The sequence below is a fragment of the Dietzia sp. NPDC055877 genome, assembly GCF_053615975.1.
The window spans coordinates 50,990-72,382 of record NZ_JBSHCV010000004.1; the positions used below are offsets into that span (position 1 = coordinate 50,990).

Consider the following 21,393-nt stretch of genomic DNA (forward strand, 5'->3'; position numbering starts at 1 on the left):
GTGCGGCCGCCGACTACGTCGACGGTCTTGTGACGAGCTTCACTCTAGTGGCAGTCCGAGGCCGCGATAGCGGGAGATCCGTTCCGCGTACCTCCGCTCAGGGGGACGCCGGCGCACCTCCACGACGGCGTTCGCCACGGCGTCGGCCAGGCGGTCGCAGAAGGCGTCGGGCTCGTCGGCGGCGTCGGGGAGCTCGGGCACCACGACGTCCACGATCCCGGCCTCCTGCAGGTCGGCGGACGTGATGCCCTGCGAGCGCGCGACCTCGGGGGCGCGGTCGGTCTCGTGGTACAGGATCGCGCTGGCGCCCTCGGGCGGGAGCGGGGCGAGCCAGCCGTGGCGCGCGCAGAGGACCCGGTCGGCCGGCAGGAGCGCGAGAGCCCCGCCGCCGGTGCCCTGGCCCATGATCACCGAGACGGTGGGGGTGGGCAGCGTGACGAGGTCGGCAAGACTACGGGCGATCTCCCCGGCCAGGCCACCCTCCTCGGCCTCGCGGGACAGCGCGGCGCCGCGGGTGTCGATGAGCAGGACCAGAGGGACGCCCATCTCCGCGGCGATCCGCATGCCGCGGCGAGCCGACCGCAGGGCTGAGGGGCCGAGCGGGTTCTTCTCGCTCTCGGCGTCGCGGTCCTGGGCGAGCACCACGGCTGACTGGCCCCGGAAGCGGGCCAACGAGAGCAGAAGTGCGCCGCTGTCCTCGCCCTGGCCGGTGCCCGAGAGCGGGACGCGGTCGGGGGCGACGCGGGCCAGGAAGTCACGGGCGCCGGGGCGGTCGGGGCGGCGGGAGCGGGTGATGGCGTCCCAGGCGTCGGGCCGGGCGGGTTCGTCGGCTGCGGCGGCCCCGGCAGGCGCGGCCTCGGCGGTCGGGCCGGTGAGCGGGCCGCGGGGAGGGGCGGGCTCGTCGTCGCTCGGTGGGTCCTGGCACAGCACGCGCAGCGCGCGGGCGGTGAGGTCGCGGACCCCCTCGGGCGGCAGGACGCCGTCGATCATCCCGCGCTCGGCGAGGTTCTCCGAGACCTGAACGCCCTCGGGGAACGGCGCGTCGTACAGGGCCTCGTAGACGCGGGGGCCGAGGAAGCCGATGAGCGCGCCGGGCTCGGCCACCGACACGTGCCCGAGCGAGCCCCAGGAGGCGAACACGCCGCCGGTCGTGGGGTGGCGCAGGTAGACGAGGTACGGCAGGCCCGCGGTCTTGTGGCCGGCCACCGCGGCGGAGATCTTGACCATCTGCAGGAAGGCGACGGTGCCCTCCTGCATGCGCGTGCCTCCTGAGGTGGGGGAAGCCAGGATCGGCAGTTCCTCGGCCGTTGCGCGCTCGATCGCGCCCACGATCCGCTCCGCGGCGGCGATGCCGATCGACCCGGCGAGGAAGTCGAACTCGCACGCGATGATCACCACCCGCCGGCCCTCGAGCGTGCCCTCGCCGGTGATCACGGACTCGTCGACCCCCGACTTCTCCGCCGCGCGCTCGAGCGACTCGGAGTAGCCGGGGACCGAATCGACCTGCGCGGAGCGCAGAGGCGGGCCGTCCCAGGAGTGGAACGAGCCGTCGTCGAGGACCAGGTCGAGGATCTGCCGCGCACCGATACGAGCCATGTCCACAATCGTACGGCGGCGCCCCGTCACCAGCGCCGACGGTCGATCCGCCGCTCGTGCCACCAAATCCGATTCGCGGCCTGTCCCGCGGCGCCGCTCCGCCGAAGTATCGTTTCGGTCATGATCGTCTCCCGCCGAGATGGCGCCGTCGTCGTCGTCACCATCGACCGTCACGAGTCCCGCAACTCCCTCGACGCCCGGGTCTGTACCGCCCTACGCGAGGCCGTCGAGGCGGCGGCCGCCGAGGCCGACGCCGAGGATCCGGTGCGGGCGATCGTCATCACCGGGGCCGGGACCGCATTCTGCGCGGGCGCGGATCTGTCCGGCGGCGTCTACAACTCGGACTTCGTCGACGCCCACGCCGCCATGCTGCGGGCTGTCGAGGCGGTGCCGGTGCCGGTGATCGCGGCGGTCAACGGGCCGGCGATCGGCGCGGGCGTCCAGTTGGCGCTGGCCGCGGACCTGCGCGTTGTGGTGCCCGGCGCGGTCTTCGCGGTGCCGGTGGTCAAGGTGGGGCTCGCGCTGGACAACTGGACCATCAAGCGCCTGGCCAACGTCGTGGGTGGCGGGCACGCCCGCTCGGTGCTCATGACCGCGCGCCCGGTGGGGGCGGAGGAGGCGGCCCGGATCGGGCTCGCCAACGAGATCGGCGACCTGGACACCGCGATGGAACTCGCCGCGGAGCTCGCGCGCTCCGCGCCGCTGAGCCTCCGGCACATCAAGACCGTGATCAATGACGACGACGCCCGCCTGCTCCCGCGCGACGAGCACACCGAACTGCAGCAGAAGGCGTGGTACAGCGAGGACATGGCCGAGGCGCGGGCGGCGCGGCAGGAGAAGCGGCCGCCGGTTTTCCGGGGACGCTGACCGGCGCGGAACCGTCTTGCGCGGTAAGGGCCGCGCTCGTCCCCTCCGCGCGCGTAGAGAGAGGTGGTGCCTCCGGTGGCGCGGCACGCTGGGTACTATTCCAGCGCCCGACCCGGATCCCCCTGACGTGGGCGAGTGGCACGGCCCCGGGTACCGCGTGATCAGAAAGGCCGCCACCTGATGGCCAGGCACAGTTCGTCGCCGCAGAGCTCCAATCCGACCGCCCGGCGGGTCGTGATCGTGGGGGCGGTGATCCTCGCCGTCGCAGTGGTCGCAGGGCTGCTGATCTCCGGTTTGGCCAAGGCGGGGATCGGCGGCTTCTGTGGCGATTCCGCCACGATCAGTGTGGCCGCGGAGCCGGACATCGCCGAGCATGTGCGCACGCTGGCCGAGCAGGCCGACAGCTGCCACGACTTCCGGGTGGAGGCCCTGAGTTCGGCCGATATCTCCGCCCGCGTCGCTGACCGCGGGGAGCTGCCCGACCTGTGGGTGCCCGATTCGGCGGTGCGGCTGTCCCAGGTCTCGCACGAGGTTCAGGTGCCGTTTGTCACCGTCCTCAATTCCGTGGCTGCCACGCCCGTGGTGATCGCCGCCCGCGACACCCCGCTCGACTCCTCCACGTGGGCCGCCGCACTGGCCACCCCCGGCCTGACGATGGGCGACCCGGTGCGCTCCGGAATCGCCGACGCCCCGATCCTCGCCGCCACCTCCGAGGTCGAGGCGATGCGCTCGACCGACGACGCCCTGGGGGCGTCCATGGCGGCGCTCGCCCAGGGACAGGCCGGCCGTATGGAGGTGCCGCCGTCCCAGCGCGAGATGCTCGACGCCGTGGTGGCCGACGGCGGGGCCGCGGTGGTGAGCGAGCAGCAGGCGGTGCTGGTGCAGAAGGACGCCCCCGACGCCGGGCTCGAGTTGGTGGTGCCCAGGACCGGCGCGGTGTTCCTCACCTATCCGATGGCCGTGACGGTCCAGGACCCCACCCGTCGCGACGAGGTGACCGGTGCGGCCGAGGCACTGCGTGCGGCCACCACCTCCGAGGAGCACCTCGAGGCCCTGTCCGCGGACGGGTTTCGCACCGCCGACCGCGCTCCGCTCGCCGGCGGCGCCGGGGTGGGCGAGGTCGACGCGCTCGTGGTCCGCGACCCCAACCGTGTGCACACCACGTTGCAGCGATGGCGGCTGCTGTCCATGCCGGGCCGCTCGTTGGTGTTGGTGGACACCTCCGGCTCCATGGACTTCGTGATGCCCGGCACCGACCAGACCCGCATCCAGGCGCTGGTGGGCACCGCCACCGCCGGGCTGGGGCAGTTCCCCGACGACGCCGCGCTGGGCCTGTGGGCCTTCGGCGGGGCCGCCGGCCGGAACGGGCTGCCGTATTCCGAGGTGGCGCCGCTCCAACGACTGGACGTCCCGGTCGACGGGGGTGGCACGTACCGCGACACACTCGCCGGCGCGCTCGGCACGCTGCCGGGCCTGGTGGGCGGGGAGACCGACCTCTACCGCACCGTGCTCGATGCCCACGACATGGTCCGGGACTCCTACGACCCCAACATGATCAACTCGATCATCGTGATCTCCGACGGCGCCAACGACGCCACGTCCTCGCTCGGTCGGGAGGACTTCCTGGCGCAGCTGCGCGAACGCGTGGACCCCTCCCGCCCGGTCGTGGTGGTGACGATCGGCCTGCTCGAGGACGCCGACCCCGCGACCCTGGCCGAGATCAGCCAGGCCACCGGCGGCAGCAGCCACATCGCCAGGACCCCGGACGAGATCGTCCGGGTGTTCGCCCAGGCGATCGGCCAGAGGGGCGGTGCCTGAGGCAGCCTCAGGTAGCCCTCAGGGCGAGCCCGCCCCCATGTGAGGTGGCCGCATCCCCATGATGGGGGTGCGGCCACCGGGCATTTCGCGACGGTCGGCGGAAACTGTGCGTTTTGTGTGGGCGTCATCATGTGCTGCGTGTCACACTTCCCGGGTCAATGTCTGTGAGTCGCATCACTACCCCGGTGTGGCTTGAGAACCTGAAACGGAGGATCTCCGTGTCCCAACCACAAGACCCGGCGGCCGGGGGCGCCTCACGGCGCACACCGGATGCGGCGGAGTTCGCGGCCATGCAGGCCAGCCCAGAATTCCAGGAACTGCGCAGCAGATTCCGGGCGTTCGTGTTCCCCATGACGATCGCGTTCCTCGTCTGGTACTTCCTCTACGTGCTCCTGTCGATCTACGCGACGGGCTTCATGGGCACCAAGGTGTTCGGCAACATCACCTGGGGCCTGATCATCGGCCTCGGGCAGTTCGTCACCACGTTCCTCATCACCTTCCTGTACATCCGGTTCGCCAACCGGCAGATCGACCCCCGCGCGGAAGCCATCCGCCTCGAGCTGGAAGGTGAGGCTGCCTGATGGACTGGCTGATCAACATTCGTGAACTGGCGCCCGGCGAAGAGGTGGGCAGCACGCTGCTCAACATGGTCGTCTTCGGCATCTTCATCGTGGTGACCATGGCCCTGGTGCTGCGGGCCTCCAAGTCCACAAAGTCCGCCAAGGACTTCTACACCGGCGGCTCGAGCTTCACCGGACCCCAGAACGGCTTCGCCATCGCCGGCGACTACCTGTCGGCCGCCTCGTTCCTCGGCATCGCCGGCGCCATCGCCATCAACGGCTACGACGGGTTCCTGTACTCGATCGGCTTCCTGGTGGCCTGGCTCGTCGCCCTCATGCTGGTGGCCGAGCTCATGCGCAATACCGGCCGCTTCACCATGGCCGACGTGCTGAGCTTCCGTCTCCAGCAGCGGCCCGTCCGCATGGCGGCCGCCCTGGCCACCCTCGCGGTGTGCCTGTTCTACCTGATCGCGCAGATGGCGGGCGCCGGCGGCCTGGTGGCGCTGCTGCTCAACATCAACGACTCCACCGGCCAGGCTCTCGTCGTGGCCGCGGTCGGCGTCCTGATGATCGTGTACGTCCTGGTGGGCGGCATGAAGGGCACCACCTATGTGCAGATGGTCAAGGCCGTCCTGCTCGTCGGCGGCGTGCTGATCATGTGCCTGCTCGTGCTGGTCGCGGTCCGCGGTAACTTCTCGGCGCTGCTGGGTGAGGCCGTGGCCAACTCCGGTAAGGACCTTCTCCAGCCGGGCCAGCAGTACGGCGCCACCGAGACCTCCAAGCTGGACTTCATCTCGCTGTCCATCGCGCTGGTCTTCGGCACCGCCGGCCTACCGCATGTGTTGATGCGCTTCTACACCGTGCCCACGGCCAAGGAGGCCCGTCGTTCGGTGACCTGGGCGATCGCACTCATCGGCGCCTTCTACCTCTTCACCCTCGTCCTGGGCTTCGGCGCTGCCGCCATGGTGGGGCCTGAGGTCATCAGCTCCGCGCCCGGTGGCGTGAACTCGGCGGCCCCGCTGCTGGCCTTCGCCCTGGGCGGCGAGATCTTCCTGGGCATCATCTCCGCGGTGGCGTTCGCGACGATCCTCGCCGTGGTGGCGGGCCTGGCGATCACCGCCTCGGCCTCGTTCGCACACGACATCTACAACGGCGTGATCAAGCACGGTCAGGCGTCGGAGCAGTCGCAGCTGCGGGTTTCGCGGATCACCGTGGTGGTGATCGGCATCCTGTCGATCGTCATGGGCATCGGCGCCATGGGCCAGAACATCGCGTTCCTCGTCGCCCTGGCCTTCGCCGTGGCGGCCTCGGCCAACCTGCCGACGATCCTGTACTCGCTGTTCTGGAAGCGGTTCAACACGACCGGCGCGCTGTTCTCGATGTACGGCGGCCTGATCAGCACGCTGGTGCTGATCGCGCTCTCGCCGGCCGTGTCCGGCAGCGAGAAGTCGATGATCTCGAGCGTGGACTTCTCGATCTTCCCCCTCTCGAACCCGGGCATCATCTCGATCCCGCTGGCGTTCCTGCTGGGCATCATCGGCACGTTCCTCGGGAAGAAGGACGAGTTCCCGGAGAAGCGCGCCGAGATGGAGGTTCGCTCCCTCACGGGTGTGGGCGTGGAGAAGACGATCTCTCACTGATCGCCCACTCCACACGGGGATTTCCCACCGGCCCGCCCGGTCGTCACGAGACGGCCGGGCGGGCCGCGTCATGTCGCGAGGTGGGTGTGAGCGACTACCCTCGGTGAGCACCACAGGAGAATCGGAGGCGGTAAGACGATGTATCCCGGACAGGACGACCAGACCCGACGCATGGGGCACCAGCCTGATTCGCGCGCCTATTCGCAGATGGGCGGCGGCCAGGGTTACGACGACGGCTACGCGACAGGTAGCTACCCGGCCGATGCCGGCTACGAGCCGACCCCCGAACCCAGGCGCGGCCCGCCGGTGGACGTGGGCAAGTTCGTCGGCAGCGTGGTGGCCACCGCGCTGGTCGCGGCAATCGCCGGCTGGCTGATCGCCTGGGTGGTGGAGGCGGTGTTCAACCGCTTCGGCCAACCGTGGGCCAATGGCGGCAATACGCCCACCATGTACGCGATCTACGGTGCGGTGGCGGCGATCCTGGCCGGCCTGCTCTGGTATCTCCTGCTGGTGGGCACGGCCAACCCGCAGCAGTTCTTCTCCTGGACCGTGGGACTGCTGACCGTGGCCGCGGTGGCGCTGCCGCTACTACTGACGGTTCCGTTCCTCGACGGTGTGGCGGCGGCGATCGTCAACCTGTGTATCGGTCTGCCTATCCTGGCGCTGACGAGCGCGTTCTCGTCGACGATCAGGCGGTAGTAACCGCCGGCCGCCGAGCCCGGGGTCGGCCTCCTCGGGGACGTTCGAGCGCGGCTCAGCGCACCGCTGGGTCGCGCTCGCCGCGTGTCCCGGTCCTGGACCGCTGAACTTCTCATCTGCATCGGTTAGCGAATCGAGGCTGTTCACGGGGCCGAATCGCGGTATCGACGTTTTCCAGACACCTGTCAAACTCCGGTGCTACTTTCCGCTGATGACCCTCATCAACGCGGCCTCGGAGTCGCTGTCCGAGCCCCTTCAGCGGCAGCGCGCCGCCCACGTCGCCATCGACCCCGCCACCGCAGAGGAACGTCGCGCCCGGATCCAATCCGTGATCAACCTCGTGGTCGACCACCACGACGAGCTGGCAGAAACCATGGACGCCGACTTCGGCGGGCGTCACCACGGCTACTCGCTCATGAACGACATCGTGGGCTCCCTGGGCGCTCTCAAGCACGCGCGCGACAACCTCGAGACCTGGATGTCCGCCGACCGGCGTCCCGCCTTCGCTTCCTACGATCAGATGGGCGCGCGCTGCGAGGTGCAGTACCAGCCCAAGGGCAGCGTGCTCATCCTCGGCACCTGGAACGCCCCGCTGTTCACCCTGCTCAGCCCTCTCGCCGGGGTGCTGGCCGCCGGTAACCGGGCCGTACTCAAGCCGTCCGAGATCACCTCCCGCACTGCCGAGCTGCTCGCGCGCCTGGCCGCCGACGGGCTGGACCCAGACGTGGTGGCCGTGGTTACCGGCGACGCCGAGGTGGCCCGCGAACTCACCTCTCAGCCGTTCGACCACATCGTGGTGACCGGCAGCAGCGCCGTGGGCCGGGCCGTCATGGGCGCCGCAGCAGACAACCTGGTGCCCGTCACCCTGGAGCTCGGCGGCAAGTCTCCCGTGATCGTCGGCCGCAGCGCCGACCTCGCCGACACAGCCATGAAGATCGCCGTCGCCAAAGCCACCAACGGTGGGCAGATCTGCGTCAGCCCCGACACCGTGTACGTGGCGCGCGAGAGCGTCGACTCTCTGGTTGACGCCGTGGCCGAGGCGTTCACGACGTTGCACCCCACCGCCGGCGGGAACGCGGACGTGGTGGCCGCCGTCAACGACCGGCACGCCCAGCGCGTCGACGCCTACGTGCGCGACGCCGCCGATCGCGGCGCCCGCGTCGTCACGGCCCCGGCGGAAGAGTCGGTCGCGGGGGACCGCCGGCGCCCCCTGCGGATCGTGGTGGACCCGCCCTCGGGTACCGCGATCCGCGCCGACGAGATCTTCGGCGCCGCCATGATCGTGCAGCCCTACGACACGGTCGACGAGGTGGTGGCCGAGGTGGCCGCCGGCCCCACGCCGCTCGCGTTGTACTACTTCGGGAGCGACGACGACGAGCGCGACTCCGTCCTGGCACGCACCCGATCGGGCGGCGTCACGGTCAACAACGTGATGTTGCACCCCGGCATGAACGACGCCCCCTTCGGCGGATCCGGCGCTTCCGGGATGGGGCACTACAACGGGCGGGAGGGCTTCCTGGAGTTCAGCCACGCCCGCACCGTGTTCTTCGCACCTGACGCCGACCCGCGCGGGGAGTGGGGAATGCTGCCGCCGTACGGGGAGCACTTCACCGCCGCTATGCGGGCACAGATCACGCCCTGACCGGACCTGTTCCACTTTCGACCACCGCGGCGGTCTCCGTCTGATGCTGCTCGTTCATCGCGGTGGCGCCGAGCCGGCGCCGCCGCGGACCCACCCGTACCCCGAAGGGACACATATGAAGACCCGTGGCGCGATCATCCGCCAGGCACCCGGCACCTACGAGGTGGTCGACCTCGAACTCGACGACCCGCGGCAGGGGGAGATCACCGTCCGCATGGTCGCGGCCGGGCTGTGCCACTCCGACGACCACATCGCGAGCGGCGACCACGCCGTTGGCTCCTACCCGATCTGTGGCGGCCACGAGGGCGCCGGCGTGGTGGTGGCCGTGGGACCTGAGACACACGGCTGGACCGAGGGCGACCACGTGGTGTTCTCGTTCCTCGCCGCCTGCGGCCGCTGCCGCTGGTGCGCCCAGGGACTGCAGAACCTGTGCGACCGCGGCGCCGCGATCATGGGCGGAACCCGGCCCGACGACCCCACCAGCTTCCGTATGGACCTCGACGGCGCGCCCGTCGCGCAGACGTGCGGGCTGTCCACCTTCAGTGAATACACGACCGTGAGCACCGACTCCGCCGTCAAGGTGGACCCCGAGCTGCCGCTCGAGGTGCTGTGCCTGCTCGGCTGTGGCGTGGGCACCGGCTGGGGTGCCGCCGTGAATTCCGCCGAGGTGTACCCGGGGCAGACGGTGATCGTGCAGGGGATCGGCGGGATCGGAATCAACGCTGTGCAGGGCGCGGCCCACGCCGGGGCCTCACGGATCATCGCCGTCGACCCGGTCGAATTCAAGCGGTCCAGCGCGCTGGAGTTCGGCGCCACCCACGCCGTCGCCGGGATGGACGAGGCCACGGAACTGGCCCGATCGTTCACCAACGGGCAGGGCGCCGACGCCGCGATCGTCACCGTGGGCGTGACCACCGGTGAGCACATCGCGCAGGCGTTCTCCGCGATCCGTAAGGCGGGCACGTGCGTGGTGACCGGGCTCGGCTCGATGACCGACGTGGGGATCCCCATCAGCCCCATGGAGCTGACGCTCTATCAGAAGCGACTGCAGGGATCGCTGTACGGCTCGTGCGCTCCGACGTCCGACATCCCGTGGCTGATCGACCTCTACGGGGCCGGCAAGCTCAAGCTCGACGAGCTGATCACCCGGACCTACACGCTTGATGAGATCAACCAGGGCTTCACCGACATGCGTGAGGGTCGCAACCTCCGCGGCGTCATCAGCTTCTGACCCGTGCCCGCCCGGGGCGTATGACTTCCCGGGCGGGCGGCGGCCCCCTCTTATCCTCGACGCCTCTCGAAAGGCACTCGTGAACACGTCGTCCATCCGCACCGTCTCCGCGCTCGGATTCACCGCTGCACTGGTCCTGGCCTCCGGTGGCACTGCAGGCGCCGCCGATATCGCGACCAGCGCCGTCACCGCGTCGGGATCCGTCGAGACCGCCTCGGGCAGCATCGGCAGCTCCGAGCTGGTGGACGATCACGCGCGGCAGATCGTACTGAAGGGCGCCATCAACGTGCGCGAGCTCGGCGGGTACGCGACCGCGGACGGTCGGTCCGTCGCCTGGGGCGAGGTCTTCCGCGGCGGGGACCTGAGCGGCCTCACCACCACGGACGTCGAGAAGCTGCAGTCGGCGGGCTTGACGACGGTGGTGGACTTCCGCGGCGCCGATGAGATCGCGAAGGACGGCTCGGCCCCCGTGCCGGGCACCATCGATCTGGTCAACATCCCGGTGCTGGACGAGACCACCCAGGCACTGGCCGAGGCGCTGACCGGTGTGCTGCAGGGCGGAGACCCGGCGGTGGTCGAGGAGATGCTCGGTGGCGGCGAGTCCCAACGGATCAAGGACGAGAGCTTCGTGGCGCAGCTCGACCAGCCCGAGGCCATGGCCGGCTATGCCCGCACTCTCGAGTTGATCGCCGAGCGGCCGGGCGCGCTGATCTTCCATTGCACCGCGGGTAAGGACCGCACCGGCATGATGAGCGCGATCCTCCTGGGGATCCTGGGCGTGCCCGATCAGACGATCATCGACGACTTCGTCCTGTCCAACGAGTACCTCCGGGAGCACTACGCCAAGACGTACGCGTTCCTCGAGAGCAAGGGCGTGGACGTGGAGTTGATCCGCCCGCTCACCGAACAGTCGCCGAGCAACATCCAACCGGTGTTGGACGCCGTCCACTACCAGTACGGCGGGTGGGACGCATTCGCCACCGAAGTCATGGGGCTGGACTCGGCCACCCTGGACACGCTGCGGACCACACTCCTGGTGTGAGGGGGCGGGGCGAGCCCGGCGTGGGGACTACGACGGCGTGGGGTTGGTGAGCCACCAGACCACCACCTCGTTCGCCAGCTTTCGGATGGGGTCTTCGCCTGTCGAGCCGTCGCCCCATCGCGGGAGGTCCACCCAGAGTCGCATCGGTGCTCCACTGCCCGCCGGGAGATCGACGTGGGCGAGCGGGCGCGGCGTCGACCCCAGATCGTGTCGGCTATCAGTCCAGCAATTGATCACCGGCACGAAGCCGGTCAGGCAGATCACCTCATCGCGAGGGCCCACCGGTGTCAGGACCCGGGTGCCGGGGACAGCCGGATTCCAGAACGCCGGGTCCGCCGGCCCCAGCACATCGTTCACGGCCTGGGGCAGACCGCGGGCCGGGCCCGGCATCGGCGCCGCTGCGGTTACCGGAGCGGCCACAGCGGCAGCGGAGGCCAGAAGGCCCACCGCCGCGGCGGACGCCACGGCGATACGGAGTCGATTCCGCGAACGGCCGAGTGTGCGGGCCTGCGGCCCGGGGCGGTTTCTCATTCACCTACTGTCACAGAGTTGATCAGGCAGTGGGGCTGATTCCTTGACCAGCGATCATCACTCCGCAGAGATGCGGAAGGCGTCGCCGGCGACGTGATGGTGGAGTCGACCGAAGATGTCGGCGTGTTCACGGGCACGGTCGGCGAGGGAGGTGAACAGCTCCGCCGGCAGGCCCAGGTCCGGCGCGAGCGCGGCGAGGGTTTCCCAGCCGCCGAGCTTGCCCACCACGGCGCTACGCATGAGCTCCACCTCCAGCACGGGGGTCATGGGGGAGCTGGTCAGGCGCTCGTTGAGCTTGAGCCGCCCCGCCTTCTCCGCGACCGCGGCTACGGCCTGCCGGTGGGGGCGCCGGCGCAGGTGTAGGGAATCGATCAGCTCGGCCAGGAACTGGCGTTCGCTGGCGATGTCCTCGGCGACCGTGGCCAGGTCCGGGCCCAGGTCGGTGTCGGAGAAGTCCCGGGCCATCCGGCGGGCCCGGCCCAGGCCGGCCGTCGCGCCCGTGAGGTGGTCCGACAGGTACAAGGCCAGCACGTCGCGCTCCAGGTGTGCCGGCAGACGATGGGCCGAGGATTCCTCGCCAGGGCCCGTGACCCCGGACGGGTCGGCCCCGCCGGGCGGCGACTGATCCACCGGCCACTGCTCACGCGGCCGCATCGGCGGGCTCGCGGTGCCCTGTCCGTCAGCGATCCCGGTCAACAACTCACGCAGCGTCTCCGCTGCCTCGTGCCGCGGCTGCCACCCCAGCTCGTCGCGGGCCCGCGAGCAATCCATCAACGGAACCCGCATCCCCATGTCCAGCCAGCCCGGATTCGCGGCCACCGCCCGGGCCTTCCACGCGACCGCCACCGCGGGACGGATCAGCGCGGCAGGCACCTCGAGGTACCGGCCGCTGTCCACGACGTCGGCCAGCTCCTGCGCCCGGAGTACCGGCTCTGTCGCCACGTTGAACGCCCCCGTGGCCCCCTGCACCAATACCCGACAGAACGCGTCGGCCAGATCGTCCGCGTGTACCACCTGCACCCGGATCCCCGCCGGCACCGGCAACAGTGGGAGAGTGCCCGGCCGCAGCGCCGCCGCCGGCACCAACGCGCCCAGGAAGTAGCGGGTGATCTCGGCGCCGGCATCGGCATCGAACACCAGCGCCGGGCGAACCCGGGTGATCAGCAGGTCAGGGTGCTCGGTCTGCATCTCGTCCAGGACCCGCTCCTGCGCCGCCTTGTCCACCGCGTAGTGCGATGACTCCGCAGCGCCGCCCACGGGCCACGATTCGGGGCGCGGGTCGTCGTCGTCGACACCCGAGTACGCTCCCACCGACGACGACACCACCAGATGCCCGACATCCGCTCGCACGCAGGCCTCGGCTACGCGGCGCGTGCCCTCCACATTCACGCGGCGTAGCAGTTCGCGCTGGTGATTCGGCTGGATCAGCCACGCCAGATGCACCACCGCGTCGCAGCCCCGCAGCACCTCGGCCAGGTGGTCGACCACCCGGTCCTCGTCCCGGTCGTCGCGCGTGGGGACGGCCAGATCCACCGACTCCCACCGCGCTTGGTCGTACGGCGCACGGCCTGCATCCGGCAAACGGCGGGCCACACCAAGCACCTCCGTGACCTTTGGCTCCTGGCCCAACGCCCGCACGACCGCCGTACCGACGTTGCCCGTTGCCCCGATGACCGCGACCTTCATGACCGCCACCCCTCACGAAGTTGGCTGTTCGTTGCTGCGCGTGGTTTCAGTGTGCGGGCGGCCGGGCTGATGAGCATCCGGTCGAGAGGGCGCGCACTCGGTTCGGCAGAGCCCTAGGCTCCGGGTTCGGATCCATCTCGCCTTTCGTGACGTTTTCTTTACGCTATGCGGCGACCTGCACTAATGTTTGACCGAGCTGGCCAAACCTAGTCAGTCCGAGCGGACGCGAGGAGTCGGCCATGCCGCACCCACCGATACGAGTCGGCGTCGCGCTGGCCGGCGGGGCTCTCGCGCTGGCTCTGGCCGCGTGCAGTCCCGAACCCGTTCCGGACCCCGCGGTGGGGCTTGAGCCCGTCCGAGTCCTCGACATCGCCGAGGGCGACCAGGACCAGGCCGTTGAGGTGGACGTAGACGGCGGCACCGACGGAGTGCAGGTGATGTTCCGCCAGATCACCATCGAACCGGGATCCGGAACAGGCCTGCACTGCCACCACGGACAACTCGTCGTGGTGGTGGAAGAGGGCCAGCTCACCCACTACGCCGACGTCTATCCCGGCGGCGTCCACGTCTATCGCGCCGGCGACTCGGTGGTCGAAGGCGCCCGCTACGTCCACGAGGGGATCAACGAGGGGCCTGAAAACCTGGTCCTGATGGTCACCTACATCACGCCCGAGGGAAAGCCGCTCGCGGAAACGGATCTGACGCAATGCGAGGGGTGAGAAGGCGGCGGTGCCGCTCCGCAGTGCTTGCCGCCGCCGTGGCTCTCTCGCTCGCTCTTGCTCCCATGGCGTCCGCCGCCAGACTCATAGGGCCGGTTGAGGGATCGCCCGGGGGCTACTACGTCGATACTGCGGTATCCCCGAACGGGGCGTTTGTCTATGCCGCCCACGGTGACGAGGGACAGCCGCGGATCTCCATGGTGGAGACGGCCACCGGACGGGTGGCCTCGCAGCACTCCTACCCGGGTTGGACAACCAGAAAGCTGCGCGACCTGGCCGTCTCGCCAGACGGCGCCACCGTTTACGCCACTTCCTTCGGGCAGCAAGGCGAGCTTCTGAAACTCGACGCCACCACTCTCGACCTGATCAACGACGTCAGTGTGATCAGTACCGAGCCCACCGGCGTAGTGATCTCTCCGGATGGTGCAGAGGCCTATGTTTCGAGCCCGACCGGGGTCACAGTGGTGGACACCGCGACCATGAACCAGGTCGGCTACATCAGGACGGCCGGGTCGGTTTACGGCACGGCCATTTCCCAAGATGGGAATCGACTGTTTGTCTCCTCCCGTCGCGAACGGGGGTCCCGCACCTCGATCCTCGAGATCGCCGACACCCGGACCCGAGACGTCGTCAGCACCGTCGACGGCCCACCCTCGCCGCCGTTCGACCTCGGCTGGAGGTTTGATTACTTCCGAGAATCCGTAGCGCTGAGCCCCGATGAATCGCTGGCGTACGTCGCGATCGACACCACCGTGCTGGCGTATGACGTGCGGTTCGGAACGGTGACCGCCCTGGACACCGCGGGTTACACTACCTTTACCTGGCGATCCATCCCGGGGGAGACGAGCTCTATGTGGTGACTGACCAGGGTCTGCGGATTGTTGATGCGGTGACCGGCAGCGCCGAGGTTATCGGGGAACTGGGAGTCCGCGATGCGGGCACGATTGCGGTGACCCCCAGTGGGCAGCGCGCGTACGTCTCTACGGGGCACCAAGGCGCGATCATGGAGTTCGCGCTCGATCACGCGCCGGAATTTGGAGACGGCCATGCATCCGCCGGATCACTCGATCGAATCTTCACATTAGGCAGTTGATCTTTCGGCTCGTGTCGCTCTGACGGAGTGAGCGGGATGCGGGTGACGGCGTCGTCGTACTCGCAGGGCCACCGGAGCGTGCGCGGCCGGTGTCCCGAGAGATGTGTCCCGCGTAGGGTCCCGGGCATGACCGAGCTCGTCCTTCTCCCTGGCCTGCACGGCGATGCGCAATCGTGGTCTCCCGTGATCCATGCCCTGCCGAAGGACCTCACGGCGAGGGCTCTGGACCTGCCAGCGGCGCCAGACCTCGACGTACTCGTGGACGAGGTGGCAGGACAGATTGCGCCCGACAGTGTGGTGGTGGGGCATTCGCTCGGCGCAGTGGTGGCCATGCACCTCGCCGAACGGCACCCGACTCTGGTGGCCGGGCTCGTGCTGGTGACCGCGCCCGTGGGGGCGGAGGATCCGGATGCGGCTGCCTCCCGGGCGGCTCGAGCGGCGGCGTTGAGCTCGGACGCGTATGAGGAGATCGCCCTCGACGGCATGGAACTTGTGTACTTCGACGACCGTGGCCTGGACCCGCAGGTGCGGGCCGAGCGGCTGCGCGCAGCACGCGGGTACGGCCCGGCGCGATTTGCGGCCCACTCAGTGGCGCTGGGGGCGCGGGCAGATCGCAGCTCGTTCCCCGCGCAGGCTCCGTGCGCCGTGCTGATCGTCGGTGCGTCCGACGACCAGGTGGTGCCGACCGCCGCGCAGCGCGCGTGGGCAGTGGCCAATGACGCTTTTGGCGGGGACGGCCCGGTCTCGTACGTGGAGATCCGCGAGACCGGGCACATGCTGCCGGTGGAGGCGCCGGAGGAACTGGCTCGCGAGATCCACGCATGGGTGCGCGAGGCAGTGGGCTGAGCCCGGCGGTTGCTCGCCGGTGGTCGCGGGTTCCGTCCTAATCCGGTCGGCGACCCCACCTGCCGCCGCGGCGTACGTTTGGCGGCAGCACACCCATCACGAAGGAGACTGTCATGGCAGACGCGTTGTACTCCGTCGAGGCATTGTCCACCGGCGGAGGCCGGGACGGGCACGTGGCCACCGCCGACAAGGCCGTGGACCTGGAGATGGCCCCGCCCACAGAACTCGGCGGGTCAGGCAAGGGCAACAACCCCGAGCAATTGTTCGCCGCAGGATTCGCCGCCTGCTTCCACTCGGCGCTGCAGAGCGCCGCGAGGACCAGGAAGGTCGCTATCGACGGCTCGTCCGTGGGAGCGTGGGTCTCGCTCCTTCGCTCCGGTGAAGCCAGCATCGACCTGGCCGTGGACCTCGAGGTGATCCTGCCCGGGGTCGAGACCGAGCAGGCGAACGAGCTGGCCAAACTCGCCCATGAAATGTGCCCCTACTCCCGGGCCACCGCCGGCAATATCGAGGTCTCCGTGAGCGTCGCCGAGGACTGACTTCAATCAAGCCGGAGCGTTTGCGTTCACCTGCCCCGACAGCCGGATCACGTGCGCCGGCGACACCGGCAGACGCTCCGGCAGCCGCACGCGGACACCATCGTCGTTGGCGGTGATCTCCAGCGGCTGCCCGGTCGACACCAGCAACGCCGAGGCATCCGGCCCGGCAGAGACACCCGGCACCACCAGCTCACGGGAGGTGGGGGTTCCCAGGGTGATCACGTTGACGTCCGTGCCGGTGAGGGTGAACCGCAGCTCGGTGCCCCCGCTCGCGGTGGCGGCGGGACGGACCCACGGGCGGCTGCCGCGAATCGCGCTGCCGTTCTCGTGCAACCACCGCCCCAACGCCCGTAGAGGGGCCTGCTGCTCGGGCGGCACCGACCCGTCAGGCAAGGGACCCACCCCGATCAGCAGGTTGCCGTTCTTGCTCACCACGTCCACGAGCATGTGGACCAACTCATGCGCCGGCACGATGTCCGCCGGATCCTCGTTACGGTTCGCGGCGAAGGAGTTGCCGATCCCGCGCGTGGTCTCCCACTTCTTGGCCACGATCTCCTCGTAGCGGGCGTACTCGGGAGTCGTGAAATCGTGGTGCGGGGTCGCGGGGAAGGTCAGCTCGCGGTGCTCGGCCGGGATCAGCTTCCACACCAACTGCACCAGGCCGGCCACCCCGCGGACCACCGCCTCGGTCCCGCCGCCGCGCTTGAGATCCGTCTGCGCCCAGCGGTCGTTCACCACCCCGTCGGGCACCGCGTCGTAGAAGTCGGAGAACAGGCTCGGCAGGTCGGTTGTGGCCGGCCAGCCGATGTCGTTCCACAGGATGGCGGGGGAGTAGCGGTCGATCAGCTCCCGGACGTGGTCCTCGGCGTAGCGGGCGTAGCCCGGATCGGCCGGCACCGCGAGCACCGAGTCGGCCGGGCCCGTCAGGACCGCATCGTTGAACGGCCAGTCGTACCCGCCCGAGTAGTACAGCCCCGTGCGCATGCCGCGGGCCCGGACCGCCCGGTCTACGTCGCCCACCAGGTCGCGCGGCGAACCGTACGTACCGAGCTTCGGGTGCGGATGGTCCGACGGCCACAGCGTGTAGCCGTCGTGATGCTTGGTCGTGAGCACCACATACCCGGCGCCCGCAGCCTGGGCCAGCTCGGCGATCTGGTCCACGTCCGCCGTCTCGGCCTGACGCGAGAACTCCTCCGAGAAGCGGCGGTAGCTGTAGTCGGCGCCGTACGTGGCCTGGTGATGCTCCTGGGTAGGACTGCCCGGGATCTGCATCGTGTTGAGGTACCACTCGGCGTACGGGTTCTCCTTGAGCATCCGGCTCGGCCCGCCGTCGCGCAACAGTTCCTGGATGTCCGGCACCCGCGGCGCCCACTGGGGCACCGAATACGGGCCCCAGTGGATGAACACGCCGAGCTTGACGTCGTCGTACCAGGCAGGAAGCCTGCGGCCCTCGAGCCGCTCCCAACCGGCGGCGTCACTCATGCCGACACGAGGGTGTTGAGGCGCTGCTCCAGGAACTCCGACGCCGACTGTCCGTACGCCAGCACCAGCGCCACCACGTTGGCGGCCAGGAGCAGCCACGCCGAGACCATTGTGAAGTCCGCGAGCACGCCCAGCAGCGAGAAGAACGCGAACACCGACAGAACCAGCCGGGCCCAGCCCGCGCCGTCACGGAGCTTGACCGCGGCCACCACCTGGACGGCCATCGCGATCATCGCGGCGATCGCCAGCATCCAGCCGAACCAACTGAACGCCTCGCCGGGCGGGAGGTCGTCCATGCCGGCGTTGAGGTCGGCGAAGACCACCAGGATCTCGGTGGCGGTGAGGATGTTGGCGACGGTGAATGTGGTGAACAGGGCGGTGAACATCCAGATCCAGGACGCTGCGGAGACGGAAGAGGGACGTGCCATGAGAACTCCTCGAGAGGGGAAGGGGTCGCGCCGGGCCCGGGTCGGTCGTCTCGATCGCCGGACCTGGCGCGGTAAGAGTGAACTCATCGTGCGTGGTGGGGCGGGCACGGGTATAGAGTGCGACACACCTGTTTTTTCGCCGGACGGGAGAGCCGACTGTGACCGCGTGGAAGAGGACCCGTGCGGTACTGCGGCAGGACACCGTGTCGCGGGCGGTCACCCTGGCCGTCGAAACACGCCGTGGCGTGCTGGTGGTGGGCCCGCCGGGCACCGGCGCCAGCGGATGTGCGGCCGACATCGCGGACGGCCTGCGCGCCGCCGGCGTCCCCGTGGTGCTGTGGGACGACCTCGACCGCCGTGCCCCGGCTTCGCCCGAGCTACCCGACCGCGCCGTGGTCGTGGGCTCCGCGCGGCTGGGCGCCGCGCTCCCGCCGGGCCTGGCCGACCAGGTGTCAGCCCGCACCACGCGCCTGCCCCTGCGCGCCCTCACGCGCGGAGAATCCGAGGCCGCGGTCTCCGCGGCCGTGGGACGATCCCTCTCGACGCGCCTGGTCGAGGCACTCTGGGCGGGATCACACGGCAACCTCACCGCCCTCCGCGTGACGTTCGACGACCTCGCCGCCCGCGGCCTCGTCCGCCGCGCGGGTGATCGCCTGGACCTGACGCTTGATCCCACCGCAGCCGTCGCCGGCGTCGCCGCGGATCCACGCCTGTGGGTCGACGACGACAACCTCACCACCACGACCACCGCTGCACTCGCCCGGCGGATCACTCTCGCCGATCTCGAGGCGATTCACGGCGAGAGCGCGGTCAGCGACGCGGTGGCCCGCTCTCTGCTCGTCACCCGCACCGATGACGGCGTGGAGATGCTCACAGTGCAGCCGCCGATCCTGGCCGGTGCGCTGCGGGACGGGGCCGATGGTCTTCGTCGTCGTCAGGTCTACGACGCCGTTCTCCGCGGCGCGGCGATCGGCGGCCGGGGTGGCACCCGCAGCGAACACGGCGACGCCCGCGGTGACCACGGCAGCGCTCTCGGCGCGCTCCTGCGGCCGGGCCGTGCGCTGCCGGACCCGCGGATCATCCTGTGGGCGCTCGCGCAGGGGCGCGACGTCGACGCCGCGGCCACCCTCGCCGCCGCGCGCGCCGCGCTCGACGCGCACGACTATCGCACCGGCGTCGACCTCCGCCCCGCCGCCCGCCGCGCGGGGCTCGCCATGACCGCACTGCAGGAGGCCGAGCTCGCGCTGGTCGGCGCCTCGTGCCTGCGACTGCTCGACCGGCTGCAGGAGACCGCTGCCGCGCTCGACGAGGCGCAGGTGTTACTCGAGGGGATCACCGGCACCGGCACCGGCCCCGACGCCAGCGAATACGTCCGCGTGCTGATCGGCACGGTCACCGCGCGTGCCGACCTGGCCCACTACCGCGACCGTCACCCCGACAACGCCCTGCCCATGATCCGCGACGCCCACCGCCTCCTCCCGCCCGGACATGAGGCCCACGCCGTGCTCGACACCCTCACCGTGGTGCACCTGACCTACTCGGGGCGGCACCGCGAGGCGGCCCGCGCCTACGCCGAGTTGACCTCCCCGCCGCCGGCCGACTGGGAGCGGCGTCTCGAGGCGGTCCACGCGCTGGCGCTCGACGCGCTCGGCAGGCCCGACGAGGCGCGGGCCGTCCTGCGTCGGCTCGCCCGCCGGGCCCGCACGATGGACCATCATGCGTGGGCGTCGGAGGAGTACTTGTCGGCGCTGTTGTCCGTGGTGCTGCACGGCTACGGGGTCACCGCGCTGCTGGCCGAGCTCGCGCCGTTCTACGAGGTGGAGCAGGACGCTTCAGTGCGCATCGACCACGGCATGCGCCGCGTGGCCGAGGCCGAGATCGCGCTCAGTGCCGGCGACCTGACCGGCGCCGTGGCCGCCGCTGCCGACGCCGTGGACACCATGGAGGTCGACGGCCCCGAGGACTTCCTGCCCCGCGCAGTCTCCCTGTACGCACTGGCCTGCGCCCAGTCCGGCCGGGGCGCCGACGCGCGGGCGGCGCTGCGCCGGGTGCACGCCGTGCCCTCGTACACCAACTCGCCCGTCGGGCCCGAGATCCGGGCGGCCGAGGCGGGGGTGCTCTACTGCGAGGGGCGGGCGGACGACGCGCGCGGAATCGTCCGCGAGCTCATCGCCGACGGGGTCCACGGCGCAGCGGTGCGGGCCGCGTGGATCGGCGTCCTGATGGGCGATCCCGAGACGTGCCGGATGGTGGGGGAGGTGGTCGTCGGCGGTGATGTGGCGCCGCTGATGCAGGACCTGGCGGCGATGACGCTGGCCGCGAACCCCCGGCGACTCCTCGACGTGGCCCAGCGGGCCCGCGGATTCGGGCTGCTCATGGTGGCCGCGGCGGCCGCCGAACGTGCCCGCACGCTCGCGACGCCGGGATCGCAGACGTGCACTCTGGCCGAGCGGATGTTGGCGACCACCGAGATCCGCAGTCCCCACGCCGGCCTCGTCGGGCTGGGCGGGCTGGCCGCGACGATTCCCGCTGGCGTCTCGCTGACGCGCCGCGAGTCCGAGATCGCCGACCTCGTGGGCGGGGGCCTGACCAACGCCGAGATCGCAGCGGAGCTGCATCTGTCCAAGCGCACGGTCGAAGGGCACCTCAACCGCATCTACGCCAAGACGGGGACGCGGCTGAGGGGGTGACCGGCTGGGGAGTTCTCGCGCGGCCGACCTGGTACGTCCAACAGAGTGCCCTCGAGAGGAATCGAACCTCCGACACCGGCTTTAGGAGAGCCGTGCTCTATCCACTGAGCTACGAGGGCGGGAACCGGGGAGAGTCTAGCGGATTCACGTGACGACTTGGAGGTGGAGGCCATCGGTCGGTAAAGTGAACCCTCGGCGTTCGTGTCGGTCCCGCTTGTCGGGTCGGTCGATCGCCTCGCGCGGGTCACCACCGGCCGCCGCGCGAGGGGGAGAGCGCCCGCCCG

At 70.3% G+C, this 21,393-nt stretch carries 19 protein-coding genes and 1 tRNA gene; 14 read left to right on the forward strand and 6 right to left on the reverse strand.

Annotated elements, in window-relative coordinates; all coding sequences use genetic code 11:
* Positions 1-39: 39 nt before the first annotated feature.
* Positions 40-1,596 (reverse strand): carboxyl transferase domain-containing protein, encoded by a 1,557-nt coding sequence (locus ACWGLC_RS06440; protein WP_452099118.1) that lies wholly within the window; start codon positions 1,594-1,596, stop codon positions 40-42.
* Between the two features lie 120 nt (positions 1,597-1,716).
* Here ACWGLC_RS06440 and ACWGLC_RS06445 point away from each other — a divergent pair, with 120 nt between their 5' ends.
* The 8 genes from ACWGLC_RS06445 to ACWGLC_RS06480 all read left to right on the forward strand — a co-directional run bounded on the left by ACWGLC_RS06445 (position 1,717) and on the right by ACWGLC_RS06480 (position 11,095).
* Complete coding sequence (locus tag ACWGLC_RS06445; protein ID WP_452099119.1) at positions 1,717-2,463, forward strand: enoyl-CoA hydratase; 747 nt, start codon at positions 1,717-1,719, stop codon at positions 2,461-2,463.
* A 180-nt stretch (positions 2,464-2,643) separates the two neighbouring features.
* Complete coding sequence (locus ACWGLC_RS06450; protein WP_452099120.1) at positions 2,644-4,281, forward strand: substrate-binding domain-containing protein; 1,638 nt, start codon at positions 2,644-2,646, stop codon at positions 4,279-4,281.
* A 290-nt stretch (positions 4,282-4,571) separates the two neighbouring features.
* Positions 4,572-4,862, forward strand: a complete 291-nt coding sequence (locus tag ACWGLC_RS06455) for a DUF485 domain-containing protein (protein WP_452099318.1) — start codon at positions 4,572-4,574, stop codon at positions 4,860-4,862.
* Positions 4,862-6,481: a solute symporter family protein gene (locus tag ACWGLC_RS06460; protein WP_295649163.1), complete on the forward strand. Its 1,620-nt coding sequence runs from the start codon at positions 4,862-4,864 to the stop codon at positions 6,479-6,481. Before ACWGLC_RS06455 ends, ACWGLC_RS06460 begins: the two co-directional genes overlap by 1 nt.
* Positions 6,482-6,619: 138 nt before the next feature.
* Positions 6,620-7,180, forward strand: coding sequence for a hypothetical protein (locus ACWGLC_RS06465; RefSeq protein WP_295649165.1), 561 nt, complete (start codon positions 6,620-6,622; stop codon positions 7,178-7,180).
* 211 nt (positions 7,181-7,391) lie between these two features.
* Positions 7,392-8,822, forward strand: a complete 1,431-nt coding sequence (locus ACWGLC_RS06470; protein ID WP_452099121.1) for an aldehyde dehydrogenase family protein — start codon at positions 7,392-7,394, stop codon at positions 8,820-8,822.
* 115 nt (positions 8,823-8,937) lie between these two features.
* The gene (locus tag ACWGLC_RS06475; RefSeq protein WP_452099122.1) at positions 8,938-10,053 is read left to right on the forward strand and encodes an NDMA-dependent alcohol dehydrogenase; all 1,116 of its coding nucleotides are present in this window, start codon (positions 8,938-8,940) and stop codon (positions 10,051-10,053) included.
* Between the two features lie 79 nt (positions 10,054-10,132).
* Complete coding sequence (locus ACWGLC_RS06480) at positions 10,133-11,095, forward strand: tyrosine-protein phosphatase (protein WP_452099123.1); 963 nt, start codon at positions 10,133-10,135, stop codon at positions 11,093-11,095.
* A gap of 27 nt (positions 11,096-11,122) precedes the next feature.
* Here ACWGLC_RS06480 and ACWGLC_RS06485 read toward each other — a convergent pair whose 3' ends face one another.
* Positions 11,123-11,626, reverse strand: coding sequence for a hypothetical protein (locus ACWGLC_RS06485; protein WP_452099124.1), 504 nt, complete (start codon positions 11,624-11,626; stop codon positions 11,123-11,125).
* A gap of 57 nt (positions 11,627-11,683) precedes the next feature.
* Complete coding sequence (locus tag ACWGLC_RS06490) at positions 11,684-13,312, reverse strand: NAD-dependent epimerase/dehydratase family protein (protein ID WP_452099125.1); 1,629 nt, start codon at positions 13,310-13,312, stop codon at positions 11,684-11,686.
* Between the two features lie 239 nt (positions 13,313-13,551).
* Between ACWGLC_RS06490 and ACWGLC_RS06495 the strand changes: the two genes are divergently transcribed.
* The 5 genes from ACWGLC_RS06495 to ACWGLC_RS06515 all read left to right on the forward strand — a co-directional run bounded on the left by ACWGLC_RS06495 (position 13,552) and on the right by ACWGLC_RS06515 (position 16,509).
* Positions 13,552-14,031 (forward strand): cupin domain-containing protein, encoded by a 480-nt coding sequence (locus tag ACWGLC_RS06495; protein WP_452099126.1) that lies wholly within the window; start codon positions 13,552-13,554, stop codon positions 14,029-14,031.
* A gap of 23 nt (positions 14,032-14,054) precedes the next feature.
* On the forward strand, positions 14,055-14,891 hold the full coding sequence (locus ACWGLC_RS06500) for a YncE family protein (RefSeq protein WP_452099127.1): 837 nt from the start codon (positions 14,055-14,057) through the stop codon (positions 14,889-14,891).
* On the forward strand, positions 14,885-15,124 hold the full coding sequence (locus tag ACWGLC_RS06505; RefSeq protein ID WP_452099128.1) for a hypothetical protein: 240 nt from the start codon (positions 14,885-14,887) through the stop codon (positions 15,122-15,124). The genes ACWGLC_RS06500 and ACWGLC_RS06505 overlap by 7 nt, the downstream gene beginning before the upstream one ends.
* Positions 15,125-15,250: 126 nt before the next feature.
* Positions 15,251-15,970, forward strand: coding sequence for an alpha/beta fold hydrolase (locus ACWGLC_RS06510; RefSeq protein WP_452099129.1), 720 nt, complete (start codon positions 15,251-15,253; stop codon positions 15,968-15,970).
* Between the two features lie 113 nt (positions 15,971-16,083).
* Positions 16,084-16,509, forward strand: a complete 426-nt coding sequence (locus ACWGLC_RS06515) for an organic hydroperoxide resistance protein (RefSeq protein ID WP_452099131.1) — start codon at positions 16,084-16,086, stop codon at positions 16,507-16,509.
* 6 nt (positions 16,510-16,515) lie between these two features.
* On the opposite strand, the gene ACWGLC_RS06520 is transcribed toward ACWGLC_RS06515, so the two are convergent.
* Complete coding sequence (locus ACWGLC_RS06520) at positions 16,516-17,991, reverse strand: alpha-L-fucosidase (RefSeq protein ID WP_452099132.1); 1,476 nt, start codon at positions 17,989-17,991, stop codon at positions 16,516-16,518.
* Positions 17,988-18,419 carry a hypothetical protein gene (locus ACWGLC_RS06525; RefSeq protein ID WP_452099133.1) on the reverse strand — a complete coding sequence of 144 codons (432 nt, stop codon included), beginning with the start codon at positions 18,417-18,419 and terminating at the stop codon, positions 17,988-17,990. Before ACWGLC_RS06525 ends, ACWGLC_RS06520 begins: the two co-directional genes overlap by 4 nt.
* 158 nt (positions 18,420-18,577) lie before the next feature.
* Between ACWGLC_RS06525 and ACWGLC_RS06530 the strand changes: the two genes are divergently transcribed.
* Positions 18,578-21,109 carry a LuxR C-terminal-related transcriptional regulator gene (locus ACWGLC_RS06530; RefSeq protein WP_452099134.1) on the forward strand — a complete coding sequence of 844 codons (2,532 nt, stop codon included), beginning with the start codon at positions 18,578-18,580 and terminating at the stop codon, positions 21,107-21,109.
* A 46-nt stretch (positions 21,110-21,155) separates the two neighbouring features.
* Here ACWGLC_RS06530 and ACWGLC_RS06535 read toward each other — a convergent pair.
* Positions 21,156-21,228 (reverse strand) — tRNA-Arg (locus tag ACWGLC_RS06535).
* Between the last annotated feature and the right edge of the window lie 165 nt (positions 21,229-21,393).